The sequence below is a fragment of the uncultured Hymenobacter sp. genome, assembly GCF_964243305.1.
Lineage (GTDB): Bacteria > Bacteroidota > Bacteroidia > Cytophagales > Hymenobacteraceae > Hymenobacter.
Genome location: NZ_CAXTEF010000032.1, coordinates 1 through 12,905 on the forward strand (window position 1 = coordinate 1; position 12,905 = coordinate 12,905).

Annotated in this window: 7 protein-coding genes; 2 read left to right on the forward strand and 5 right to left on the reverse strand. The window is 62.4% G+C overall.

Features of this window, described 5'->3' with window-relative positions; all coding sequences use genetic code 11:
• Positions 1 to 1,232: hemolysin family protein (locus ACFE70_RS15685; RefSeq protein WP_375418715.1), on the reverse strand; the 1,232-nt coding region annotated here is incomplete at its 3' end.
• Positions 1,233 to 1,453: 221 nt separating this feature from the next.
• Between ACFE70_RS15685 and ACFE70_RS15690 the strand changes: the two genes are divergently transcribed.
• Both ACFE70_RS15690 and ACFE70_RS15695 read left to right on the forward strand, forming a co-directional pair.
• Positions 1,454 to 3,709 (forward strand): cytochrome c biogenesis protein CcdA, encoded by a 2,256-nt coding sequence (locus ACFE70_RS15690; protein ID WP_375418716.1) that lies wholly within the window; start codon positions 1,454 to 1,456, stop codon positions 3,707 to 3,709.
• Between the two features lie 143 nt (positions 3,710 to 3,852).
• Positions 3,853 to 4,317, forward strand: coding sequence for an AsnC family transcriptional regulator (locus ACFE70_RS15695; protein ID WP_375418717.1), 465 nt, complete (start codon positions 3,853 to 3,855; stop codon positions 4,315 to 4,317).
• A gap of 93 nt (positions 4,318 to 4,410) precedes the next feature.
• On the opposite strand, the gene trxA is transcribed toward ACFE70_RS15695, so the two are convergent.
• The 4 genes from trxA to ACFE70_RS15715 all read right to left on the reverse strand — a co-directional run bounded on the left by trxA (position 4,411) and on the right by ACFE70_RS15715 (position 12,827).
• The gene (trxA, locus tag ACFE70_RS15700; RefSeq protein ID WP_375418718.1) at positions 4,411 to 4,740 is read right to left on the reverse strand and encodes a thioredoxin; all 330 of its coding nucleotides are present in this window, start codon (positions 4,738 to 4,740) and stop codon (positions 4,411 to 4,413) included.
• A 278-nt stretch (positions 4,741 to 5,018) separates the two neighbouring features.
• A complete protein-coding gene (gene dnaE, locus ACFE70_RS15705; RefSeq protein ID WP_375418719.1) occupies positions 5,019 to 8,699 on the reverse strand; it encodes a DNA polymerase III subunit alpha in 3,681 nt (1,226 codons plus the stop codon).
• 266 nt (positions 8,700 to 8,965) lie between these two features.
• A complete protein-coding gene (locus tag ACFE70_RS15710; protein WP_375418720.1) occupies positions 8,966 to 11,032 on the reverse strand; it encodes a LysM peptidoglycan-binding domain-containing protein in 2,067 nt (688 codons plus the stop codon).
• Positions 11,033 to 11,363: 331 nt separating this feature from the next.
• Complete coding sequence (locus tag ACFE70_RS15715) at positions 11,364 to 12,827, reverse strand: NAD(P)/FAD-dependent oxidoreductase (protein WP_375418721.1); 1,464 nt, start codon at positions 12,825 to 12,827, stop codon at positions 11,364 to 11,366.
• Between the last annotated feature and the right edge of the window lie 78 nt (positions 12,828 to 12,905).

Below are 12,905 nucleotides of genomic sequence, written 5' to 3' on the forward strand. Positions count from 1 at the left end.
TCGACCAGCTCCACGACGCGGCCCGCGCGGCTGAGCACCCGGAACTCGTAGGGGTCGAGCACGGCCAAATCGCCCACCTCCGGGATGGCGCCGTAGATGACGTTGAGCAGGCCGCCTACAGTTTCGTAGTCTTCGCCCTCGGGCAGGGGGTAGGGCAGGTACTCGTTGGCGTCGGGGATGGGCGTGGCGGGATTTACGCGGTACTCGGTTTCGGAAACCTTCTCCACCACTGGCACCTCGTTGTCGTACTCGTCCTGGATTTCGCCCACCAGCTCCTCCATAATGTCCTCGATGGTGACGATGCCCGACACGCCGCCAAACTCATCGCTCACGATGGCCATTACGATGTGCTTGCGCTGAAACTGGCGCAGCAGGCGGTTGATTTTCTTGGTTTCGGGCACAAAATAGGCCGGGCGCATGATGCGGGCCAAATCCAGCGGCTCCTGGCGCTGAATCAGGGGTAGGAGGTCCTTGACGTTGAGCACGCCCACGATATTGTCGATATTCTCCTCGTACACCGGCAGGCGCGAGTAGCCCTCGGTGAACACGGTTTCCAGAATCTCTGCTTCCGTGGCGGCCACGTCGAGGGCGGAGAGCTTGGTGCGGGGCACCATAATCTGCTTCACCATGCGGTCGTTGAACTGAAAGACGTTCTCAATCAGCTCGTGCTCGGAATCCTGGATTTCGCCGCTTTCCTTGCTTTGGTCGAGCAGCATCCGCAGCTCGTCGGAGGTGTGGGCCGCGTCGCCGTGCACTGCCGCGCCGCCGAAGGGCCGCAAGACCAGGTTCGAGAGCTTGTTCAGAATCCAGATAAAAGGAAAGCTGATGATGTAAAACACGCGCAGCGGCGCGGCGATAATCATGCTCAGCGCCTCGGGCCGCTGAATGGCCAGCACCTTCGGCGCCTGCTCGCCGATAACAATGTGCAGCACCGTGATGGTAGCGAAAGAAACGGGCAGCGCAATGCGGTGGGCCAGCTCGTCGGTTACGTCCAGGTTCAGGGCGTGCACGGCGGCCAGGATGATGGAGGCCACCACACTCTCCCCAATCCAGCCCAAACCCAGCGAGGCCAGGGTGATGCCCAGCTGCGAGGCCGAAAGGTAAGCCTCCAGATTGTGCAGCATGTTGAGCGTGAGCTTGGCCAGGCGGTTGCCTTCCTGCGCCCGCAGCTCGATTTGTGAGACGCGCACCTTGACCAGTGCGAATTCAGCCGCCACGAAAAACCCGTTCACGAGAACGAGAATAACGGTGAATAGAATTTTTAAACCCATAGGAGCGGCCCCGCGACGCAGACGGTCTGGAAACCATTATCCTACAAAAGTACGCACTTTGGCGCCGCGGGTTGGCGTAAGGCCGGGGCCCGGCGGGCGTCTGCCGTCCCGGTCTGGTCGCTCAGCCGAACCTTTGTGGGGGCTGGCGGCTTATTTTGTACTTCTCTCTATGACTAGCCGGCATGACTTATTCGTCTGTTTTTAAATTTCTGTTTTTCTGGCTCTTAGCCGTGGGGCCCGCTTTGGGTCAGATTCTGGTGCCCACCCACCTGAGCACGGCGTTGAGCAAGCCCACGGCCAAAGTAGGGGAGGAGGTGGAGCTTATTATCAACGCCCGCATCGACGAAAAGTGGCATCTCTACGCCACCGATTTCAGCGAAGATGTGGGCCCGGTCGTGTTCACGCTCACGCTCGCTCCCAGCCCTGCTTACCAGGTGGTGGGCGAGCCAAAGTCTATTAAGTCGCACCACGAGCAGGACCCGGTGTTCAAGGGCGAAGTAGCTTTTTTCGAGAAGACCGGCCAGATTCGCCAGCGCGTCAAGCTGCTGCAAGTCGGCCCGCTCACCATCAAGGCCACCGCCGACTACCAGTCCTGCACCAGCGTCGATGGCCGCTGCGTGCCCGGCTCCGATGCCCTGACTTTTGGCCCGCTGACCGTCGCGGCGGCCGGCGGCACGGCGGCAGCCAAAGCCGTTGCTTCAGCGGCAACCCCTACCCCCCCCGCCGCGGCCAAACCTGCCGCGGCGGTTGCGGCGGCTGGCGGCCCGGCCCCTACGCCGCCAACCGGTAAGGTGACTTCGGCCAGCCAGGAGGGGGTAGGAAGCGCCTCTTCGGTTGCCGCACCCGTCCCTACCCCCCCCTCACCAGCCAATGCCGCCCCGGCCGAAACGCCCGCTTCCGGTCTGGCAACGGCAGCGGCGGCCGTCGCCACGGCCCGCGCCGTGCCCAGCGCCAGCATAGGCTTGTGGCAATACCTGGCCCTGGCCTTCGGCGCCGGGCTGCTGGCCGTGCTCATGCCCTGCGTCTATCCGCTGCTGCCCATGACGGTTTCGTTCTTCACCAATTCCGGCGGCTCCAGGGCGCAGGGCGTGGCCAAGGCGCTGGTTTATGGGCTGTCCATTATTGCCATCTACACCGGCGCGGGCGTGTTGCTGAGCGCGCTGTTTGGGGCCGATGCCGGCAACGTCATCAGCTCGCACTGGCTGCCCAATGTGCTCTCGTTCGTGATTTTCGTGGCCTTTGGCCTCTCGTTTCTGGGCTTGTTTGAAATCAGCGCGCCGGCCGGGCTGGTCAATAAAGTCGATGCGCAGGCCGACAAGGGCGGCTGGTCGGGGCTGTTTTTCATGGCCGCGACGCTGGTCTTAGTATCGTTTTCGTGCACCGTGCCGTTTGTGGGCTCGGTGGCCATTGCTTCGGCCGGCGGCGAGCTGCTGCGGCCCACGCTGGGCATGATGAGCTTCGCCACGGCGTTTGCCTTGCCGTTTGTCTTGTTTGCGCTGTTTCCAGGCTGGCTGAAAACCCTGCCCCGCTCCGGCGGCTGGCTCAATACGCTCAAGGTCGTGCTGGGCTTTCTAGAGTTGGCGTTGGCTTTCAAATTTCTCAGCTCCGCCGATTTGTCCTATCACTGGGGCCTGCTGCCGCGCGGCGTGTTCATCACCATCTGGGCGGTGCTGGCGGGCTTGCTGGGCTTTTATCTGCTGGGCAAAATCCGCCTACCCCACGATTCCGAATCAACGCACGTCTCAGTGCCGCGCCTAGTGCTGAGCGGGGCGGCTTTCGTGTTCATGCTCTACCTACTACCCGGCCTGTTCGGCGCGCCGCTCACGGGCCTTTCGGCGCTGGTGCCGCCACCCTCACGCCACGACTTCACGCTGGCTGCTGGTGCCTTGCCTGCCCCTCAAACGGCTGGGGTTGCTGTCAGCAATGTAGTCGGCAACTCGCCGCTGTGCGAAACGCCGCGCTACGCCGACAAGCTGGAGCTGCCGCTTGGCCTGAACGGCTACTTCGACCTCAAACAAGCCCTGAAGTGCGCTAAAGAGCAGAACAAGCCCGTGTTTGTGGACTTCACGGGCCACAACTGCGGCAACTGCCGCCTGATGGAGGCCTCGGTCTGGAGCGATGAGCAGGTGCTGCGCCGGCTGCGCGACAAGTATATCGTCGTGGCCCTCTACGTGGACGACAAAACCGAGCTGCCCCAGGCCGACTGGTACACCTCCGCCCGCGATAACCGCCTGAAGAAGAGCCTCGGCGAGCAAAATCTGGACTATTCTATCACCCGTTTCGGCGTCAATGCTCAGCCCTACTACGTGCTGCTCGCCCCCGACGGCACGTCCCTGAACACGCCCGTGGCCTACGAGCCCGACGTAGCCAAGTTCGTCGGCTTCTTAGACGAAGGCCTGCGGCAGCACCAGCAGCGCCCGGCCGTGGCTCGCCGTTAGCGTGGGTGGGGGGGTAGGGAATTTGAAGAAAATGCGCCTAGCCTATAGCACTGATAGCAAAACCTGCGTTTGCTGGGCAAGCTGCTGAGGCATTCTGCCGCTTGGCCCCGTAATTTCGCGGCGCATTCCGCAACCTGATTTTTATGAACCGCAACTACGAGCTGGACGACACTGACCGCAAAATTCTGAATCTGCTCATTCAGGATGCCAACATGCCTTACACCGAAATCGCGCGGCAGGTGCAGGTTTCGGGGGGCACGGTGCACGTGCGCATGGCCCGCATGGAAGAGCTGGGCATTGTAGAGGGCGCCACGCTGCGCCTCGATTTCCAGAAGCTGGGCTACGGTGTCAATGCTTTCCTGGGCATTTATTTGCTGAAAAGCTCAGTCTGGAGCAGCGTCGTCGAGCAGCTGCGGGCCATTCCAGAGGTCGTCAGCATTCACTTCACTACCGGCGCTTACGGCGTGTTTGCCCGCCTCGTGTGCCGTGACACCCAGCACCTGCGCGAAGTGCTCCACGGCCAGGTGCAGCTCATTGAGGGCATTGAGCGCACCGAGACCATGATTTCGCTCGAAGAGATTTTCAACCGCCCCGTCACGCTCACGTAATACCCTAGCAGTCGATTAAAAAGAAAAAGCCCTGCATCCTATTGATGCAGGGCTTTTTCAATTAAGAAGTCTTCTATCTGAAAAGTCGGAAGCTTAAGCAGTAACCTGCGCTTCGAGCTTCTGGGCCAGCACATGCTTGGGCACGGCACCCACTTGCTTGTCGACAATCTGGCCGTTCTTAAATACGAGCAGGGTAGGGATGCTGCGAATGCCGAACTTCATGCTGGTCTGCGGGTTGGCATCCACGTCGACTTTGCCGACCACGGCGCGGCCTTCGTACTCGCCGGCCAGCTCTTCTACTACCGGACCCACCATGCGGCAGGGGCCGCACCACTCGGCCCAGAAGTCCACCAGCACGGGCTGGTCGGAGTTGATGATTTGCTCGAAGTTGGCGTCCGTGATTTCAATTGCTTTGGTTCCCATTACGATATGAATTGGGGTTGAAAAGTTTCTGGCGTGTACGGCCAGCGCGGCCGCAAGGTAGCAGAGTGGAGGCAAAACAAAGCGCCGGGGGGAAAGTTCAAGCGGCCAAAAGGGGGTAGGGAATTGACCCCAAAAGGCGGTCATGCAGAGCGCAGCGAAGCATCTCGCTTGCGGTAGTAATCCAACTGAAATGACGATTGAATTACTTACCCAAGCGAGATGCTTCACTGCGCTCAGCATGACCGCCTTTTTGCTCTATTTCCTACCCCCTCAAACCCTTAAATCAGCGCGCACACGTCCAGCTCCAGCTCACTCATCTTCTCGATAAACAGCTTCGGCTCAATCTGAAATTTGCGCGAAAACATGTCCACCGCCAAGTGCTCGTGCGGCTCAGCGAACTGAATTTCGAGCCGCTTCTTGCCCGGCGCGGCCTGAATGGCTTCTTCCAGCCGGTCAATCATGGGGCCGGTGACGGTGCGCAAGTCCAGCTTCACGCGCACGCCGCGGCTGAGCTTGTCGGCTACTTCGTGCAGGGGCTGCATGTGGAGGATGCGGGTTTCCCACTGGTCCTGGGTGCCGCGGCGCAGCTCCATTTTGGCCCGCAGGTACATGGCTGGCACCTGCTCGTTGGGGTAGTTGCGCGGGTTTATCAGGGGTGCGAACTTGGTGTAGTCGTCCCGAAATAAAGCGAGGGGTAGGGAAGCTTCGTAGTCTTCGAGGTTGAAAACCACGAACGGTTGGCCGGTTTTGGTGGTGCGCATGGCCACGTTGGTGATGAGGCCGGCCAAGTTGATTTCCCGGTTTTTGTAGTTCTCCACCTTATCCAGCGCGCAGGTGCAATAGGCATCGATTTCGAGCTTGTAGGCATCCAGCGGATGGCCCGACAAGTAGAAGCCCACAACTTCCTTTTCGCGGCGCAGCTGCTCGGTTTTGGTCCAGGGCTCCATCTCCGGTACTTTGGGCAGCGGTGCGGCCACGGCCCCGAAGGCGCTGGCGCCGAACAGGCTGTGCTGGGCCGATTCCTTGGCCGCCTGGTGCTGCTGGCCCATCTTCATGGCCTTCTCAATCAGGTTGGTGTCGCCGGCCGGCGCGTCCAGAAACTGCCGCCGGTGGTAGCGCTCAAACGAATCGAACGCCCCGGCCTGGGCCAGGCTCTCGAAGGTTTTCTTGTTCACCGCCCGCAGGTTCACGCGCTTGGCGAAGTCGAACACGTCAGTGTAGGCGCCGTTTTTCTCGCGGTCCTCGACTAGCTCCTGCACGGCCGCCTCGCCCGCGCCCTTCACCGCCGCCAGCCCAAAGCGGATTTTGCCCTGCTGGTTGACGTTGAATTTTTGCAAGGACTCGTTCACGTCCGGCCCGAGCACGGCCACACCCTGCTTGCGGGCCTCCTCAATGAAGAAGGTGACCTTCTTGATGTCGCCCATGTTGTTGGTCAGCACGGCGGCCATGTACTCGGCGGGGTAGTTGGCCTTGAGGTAGCCCGTCTGGTAGGCCACGACGCTGTAAGCCGCTGAGTGCGAGCGGTTGAAGCCGTAAGCGGCGAACTTCTCCATCACGTCGAACACTTCCGACGCTTTCTTGGCCGGGATGCCGTGAAGTGACTTGCAGCCAGCCACGAACTTGTCGCGCTCCTGAGCCATCTTCTTCAAGTCCTTCTTGCCCATTGCCCGGCGCAAGAGGTCGGCGCCACCTAAGGAATAGCCGCCCAGAATCTGTGCCGCCTGCATGATTTGTTCTTGATAAACCATGATGCCCTGGCTGTAATCAAGAATGGGAATCAGCAGCTCGTGCGGATACTCGACCGGCTCGCGGCCGTGCTTACGGTTGATGAAGTTGGGGATGAACTGCATGGGCCCCGGCCGGTAGAGCGCGTTCATGGCAATCAGGTCCTCGATGTCGGTCGGCTTGAGGTCCTTGAGGTACTGCCGCATCCCCTCGCTCTCGAACTGGAAGGTGCCGATGGTATCGCCGCGCTGGTAGAGGGCGTAGGTTTTCTCGTCATCGAGCGGAATGTCATCAATGTCGATTTTGACGCCGTGGTTGCGCTCAATCAGGTTGAGCGCGTCCACGATGATGGTCAGGGTTTTAAGGCCCAGAAAGTCCATCTTCAGCATCCCAGCGCTCTCAATCACGCGGCCGTCGAACTGGGTGATGAGCAGGTCCGATTCCTTGCTGGTCGATACCGGAATGTACTTCGTGATGTCGTCCGGCGCGATGATGATGCCGGCGGCGTGGATGCCGGTGTTGCGCATCGAGCCTTCGAGCTGCTCGGCGAGGCGCAGAATCTGGCCGCGCAGGTTGTCGGGGCTCTCGTCGCGCCGGATGGCGTCCAGCTCCTGGTTCTCGGCAAAGGCGCGGGCCAGCGTCACGCCGACTTGCTCGGGCACCATCTTGGTCAGGTCCGTGGTCTGGGGTAGGGGCAATTCCAGGGCCCGCGCCACGTCCTTGATGGAGCTTTTGGCCGCCATCGTGCCGAAGGTGATAATCTGCGCCACCTGGTTGCGGCCGTACTTATCTACCACGTAGTCAATGACTTTCTGGCGGTTCACGTCGTCAAAGTCGATGTCGATATCGGGCATCGACACGCGTTCCGGGTTCAGAAACCGCTCGAAGAGCAGCGAATACTTAATGGGGTCAATGTTGGTGATGCCCACGCAGTAGGCCACGGCCGAGCCGGCCGCCGAGCCGCGGCCCGGCCCCACGGCCACGCCCATGCTGCGGCCCTTGTTGATGAAGTCCTGCGTGATAAGGAAGTAGCCCGCGAAGCCCATCGTCTGAACAATGCGCAGCTCGTAGTTCAGGCGCTCCTCCACTTCGGCCGTGCGCTCGGAGTAGCGCGGCTTGGGGCCCTCGAAGGCGCCTTTAAACGTGAGTTCACGCAGGTAGTCGTCGGCCGTGGCGAACTGGGGGGGTAGGGGAAAGTTGGGCAGCAGAATGTCGCGCTGAAGCTTGGGCGGCGTGATTTTGTCCACGATTTCGTTCGTGTTGTCCACGCTCTCCGGCACGTCGTGGAACAGCGCCACCATCTCCTGCTGCTGCTTGAAGTAGAACTGGTCATTCGCGAAGCCAAAGCGCGAGTGGGGCCGCGACTTCTGAAACTCCTCATCGATGCGGCGCAACTGCTTCTGGGCGAAATCGTCGCGCTGATGGTCGCGGCGCAGGTTATCGAGCGTGTCGTATTTGACCTGCCGCTCGCCGCTCATCAGGGTGAAGTAGTTGGTTTTGAAGTCGCCAACCGGGATGCTGTGCTCCTCGCCGGTGTTCACGCAGAGCAGTAAATCGTGAGCGGCAAAGTCTTTTTGGTCCACGTAATGCGAGTCATTCGTGCAGATGACCTTCACGTTGTACTTGCGCGCCAGCCCCAGCAGCACCTGATTCACGTCCTCCTGGCTTTTGCCGGTGCCGTCGAAGTTCATCAGCCCGTGACGTTGAATTTCGATGTAGTAATCATCGCCAAATACGTCCAGCCACCACTTCAGCTTCTCCTCGGCCCGCTCCTCCGACTCAAACAGAATGGTCTGCGGAATCTCGGCGCCGATGCAGCAGGACGTGGCAATCAGCCCTTCGTGGTATTGCAGCAGCAACTCCTTGTCGATGCGCGGCCACTTCGAATATAGCCCCTCGATGTAGCTCATCGAGCAAAGCTTGGCCAGGTTCTGGTAGCCGGCCTGGTCCTTGGCCAGCAGCAGCTGATGGTAGCGGTTGTCGCGGGTTTCCTTGCTGAAAATCTTGCGGTGCCGGTCCTCGACCATGTAGAACTCGCAGCCCACGATGGGCTTGACGTTGTACTTATTCGCTTCGGCCACGAAGTTGAACGCCCCGAACATATTGCCGTGGTCGGTGAGGGCGACGGCGGGCTGGCCGTCGGCCTGGGCCTTCTGCATCAGCTTGCTGATGCTGGCCTGGCCGTCGAGCAGCGAGTACTGGGTGTGGCAGTGCAGGTGGGAGAAGGTGGGCATGGGACGCTTCGCTTAATGAAGAATGAGGAATTAAGAATGAAGAATTACTGCCTGACTATTTTTCATTCCTCCTTCTTAATTCCTCATTGGTAAAGATACCGCCGGGCCGCGGGCTGCTCCAAACGCCCGGCGCCCACCGGCTGAGGCTGTGCGGGTTTGATTTCAGGCGGGGGGGTAGGGAAATGAAAAGCCCGTTGGGCCTACGAGGCACCAACGGGCTTTTTAGTGTGGCCTGATAACTGGGAAAAAGCACCGGACCACAAACCTCACGGCGCCGCCACGCGCAGCACCTCGCCGATGCGCACATCAGCCGAGAGCTTGGCGTTGAGCTGCTGCAACTCGGCCACAGTGCGGCCGTAGCGGCGGGCGATGCTGTAGAGGGTTTCGCCGGCGCCGACGGTGTGAGTAGGGGGTAGGGCCGGGGCCGCTGCACCCGAAACGTCGCCGGCCGCCGCCGTTGGCGCGCGCAGGCGCAGCAATTGCCCGAGCTGCAAGCTGGCGCTGGCTTGCAGGCTGTTCCAGGTCAGCAGGTCGGCGGGGCTGAGCCCGTAGCGGCGGGCCAGGCCGTAGACCGTTTCGCGGGCCCGCACCCGATAGAAGCCGCTGGCGGGCACCGGCGCGCGGGCCTCGGTTGGGGTTGCGGCTGGTGCGGGGGGTAGGGAAGTGGGGACCGCAGCAGTGGGGACCGCAGCAGTGGGGACCGCAGCGGGCGCAGCCGGCCGGGCTGGGCGCGTATAAACCACGGCCGGCGCGCTGGCCGGGGACGTGGGCCGCTCTGTGACGACGGGGGCTGGGGCCACTGGCGCGGGCGCCGTCGGGACAGGCTGCGCCGGCTCGGCCGGCGCTGGTTGGGAGACCTCCGCGACCGGGGCAGCAGGCGGCTGCGGCGCCGGGGTGGGCAACTCAGCGGCGGCGGCTTCCGCAGTCGCTACTTCGGCGGGCGGGGGTGGCATTGCTGGCGTGGCCGGGGGTAGGGCGGCCGGACGACGCGGGACCGTTGCGGCGGACGCGGGAATTGGCTGCTGCCCACTCGCGCGCCGCTCCAGGGCCACCGCTTCGGCCGGGTTGCGGTACTCGATGGCTACCTCGCGGGGGCGGGTGTGGCGCAGCCAAAGCACCCGGCCGGGCCGCAGGTCTTCATTGAAGGAAAAGCGGTTTTTGCGGCGAATGGCGGAGCGCCGGATGCCGTACTGCTGCGAAACCGCCGCCAAATCCTCTCCGGGCTGCACCACGTGGTAGTCGGTGGTGGCTTCGTCACGCTTCTTCTCCAGAAAATACGGCCGGCCGGGCACGATGGCGTCAAAGGCGCGCAGGTCGTTGTCGCGCCGCAGCTGGATGGGGCGCACGCCGCCGCGCCGAGCCAGGTCGTCGGCGGTTTCGCCGGGCAGGGCAATGAGGGCGTCGAGGTTGTTGATGCGCACGCGGCGGGCATCGCGGGCGCTGGCGGCGGGCGGCGTGATGAGCTGACCGCGGCTGCCCGTGGCCTGGTGGCCAGCCAGGGCCGCGTTCTGGGCGCCGCCGGTAGCTGAGAAAACGGGCACCAGCAGCGTGTAAGGGCCATCATCCGATGGCACGGGGCGGTCGGGGTGCAAGAACCAGCGGTTGTGGCGCAGCAGCCCGGCGGGGTCGGTGGCGAGGGCGGCGGCCTGCTCGGCCAGCGTCTGGCCGGGCGCGGCCGGAAACTCGCGCAGCCGCAGCGGCGGGGTAGGGTTCAGGTCGCAGGCCGGCTCAAAGACCAGCTTGTGGGCCAGAAACATGAGCACATACGGGTGCGTGGCGGCGCTGATATTCATCTGCGTAGCGCCCGCGTCGGTGGGCAGCTGGTAGGCGCGCACGCCGCCGAGGCCGGTCTGGTAGCTGAGCAAAGCCAGCAGCCAATTCTGGGTCGTGGCCTGCGAGCGCAGCAGGTAGCGGGCGGCGGCGCGGGTGCTGGCCACGAGGTGGCGGCGCTCGTCCACGGTTTCATCCACGCGCAAGCCCAGGCCGGTGGCGGTTTCGCGCTTGAGCTGCCAGTAGCCCACGGCGCCGTGGTTGCTTTCCGCGTCGCCGAGCAAGGCGCTTTCTTGAAGCGCGAGGTAGCGAAAATCCAGCGGCACACCTTCTTTTTGCAGGATTCTATCAATTATCGGAAAGCTCGCGTCGGCCAAATCAACTCGCGCCTGAAACGAGGGCTGGTGGCGCATGAGCCCATCGGCCCGCTGCTGGATGAGCTGCCGGGCATCGTCATCGAGGCTCAGGTGCAGGCCAGCTACGTCGAGGGCAGCGGGCACCGGCGGGGCGGGCGCGGCCTGGGCTAGTCGGGCCAGGCAGAGCAGCAGCAGGGCGTATTTCATAGGTTGGGCGCAAAGCAGGGGGTAGGGAATCAGGCGGCTGATTTGCCCGCCATTCCCGAACCGGACCGCAAAAACGGGAATTAGAGCGGCTATCAGGTGGGGATACTAAGTTAAAAGTTAAGAGTTAAAAGTTAAAACTCAGTTGCTGTCTGCCCTTTTAACTTTTAATTCTCCACTTTTAACTCCTTTCAGAAGCGTGACTAAACCTGAGAACAGCCATACGAGCAGAGTTGAGCCAATGCCCACCGGCCGCGCATCGTTTCTTCGTTTTCCCTACTCCCTGTCCGGTCACTAAGCGCCCCGAAAAACCAGCCTCAGCCGGCGTGGCCACTTACTGCATGGCCTTGGCCTGGCCGGGCTCAGCCTTCATCGGCACGCGGGTTTTGCCGATGATGTAGCGCAGGCCCTTGTCGGCGCTGAAGTACGAATAGCCCCAGTTGGCCAGCACCGTGAGGCGGTTGCGGAACGTAATCAGGGCCAGCACGTGCACCAGGCTCCAGGCCAGCCAGGCCAGGAAGCCGCCCAGGTGCAGGTCGCGGCCGAAAAGGCGGATGTCGGCCACGGCGTGGTTGCGGCCGATGGTGGCCATGCTGCCTTTGTCGTCGTAGGCGAAGGGCTGCGGGGACTGCTGGCGCAACAAGCGCAACAGGTTGCGGCCCAGCAGGCGGCCCTGTTGCAAGGCGGGCTGCGCCACCATCGGGTGGCCGTCGGGGTAGGCGGCGCTGGGCATGGCCGCGATGTCGCCGATGGCGAAAATGTTGTCGTAGCCGTCAATTTGATTGAATTCATTGACCCGGTAGCGGTTGCCTTTGAGCAGGCACTCCGGGCGCAGGCCCTGCACCGGCGCGCCCGTGACGCCCGCCGCCCAGATGAGCGTGCGCGTCACCAGCTGCTGGCCGTTGTTGAGCACGGCCGTGTAGCCGTCGTAGCTCTCCACGCGGCAATCAAGCCACACCTTCACGCCGAAGCCGTGGAGGTAGTCCAGCGCTTTTTGGGAGGCGTGAGCCGACATGCCTTTGAGCAGCAAGGGCCCGCTCTGCACCAAGTGGATGTCCATCTGCTTAAAGTCCAGCTCGGGGTAGTCGCGCGGCAGCACGTGGTCGCGCAGTTCGCTCAGCGCGCCCGCAATCTCGACGCCCGTGGGCCCGCCGCCCACAATCACGAAGTCGAGCAGGCTGTTCAGCTCCTGCTCATCGCCGAGCTGCAAGGCTTTCTCGAAGCCGGCCAGCACGGTGTTGCGCAGCTCAATGGCATCTTCGACGCTCTTGAGGGTAATAGCATTCTGGGCCATATCGGCCTTGCCCAGGTAGTTGGCCGTGGCGCCGGTGGCCAGCACCAGGTAGTCGTAGCGCACCAGCCCGATGGAGGTTTCTACCACCTGCTGCTCGGTATTGACCTTCTGCACCTCGGCTAGGCGAAAGAAGAAATTGGCCTGCGTGTGCAGCACCTTCCGAAACGGTGCCACGATGGCGTCGGCGTCCAGCCCGGCCGTGGCCAGCTGGTAGAGCAGCGGCTGAAAGGTGTGGTAGTTCTGCTTATCAAGCAGCACGACCTGCACCGGTGCGCCGGCCAAGCTCTGGGCCAGCGCCAACCCTCCAAACCCGCCACCCACAATAACTACTCTGGGCCGACCCAGGTCCTCAATTTTAGCTAACCCATCCATAGCCCGCAAGATACGGGCAACGGCGGCCAGCGGTTGGTAGTGGAAGAGGGGTAGGAAATGCTTGGCGGCTTGGTACGGCCGTGCTGCCATCCGACCGGTAGTCGTCAGAGCGGTTTCGAGGTCGAAGTACATGTAGCGTGGACTCTGCGAGTCCGCGCGGGAACGAAACCCGCACAATTCCCGAACTACCCACGCGCGGACTCGCAGAGT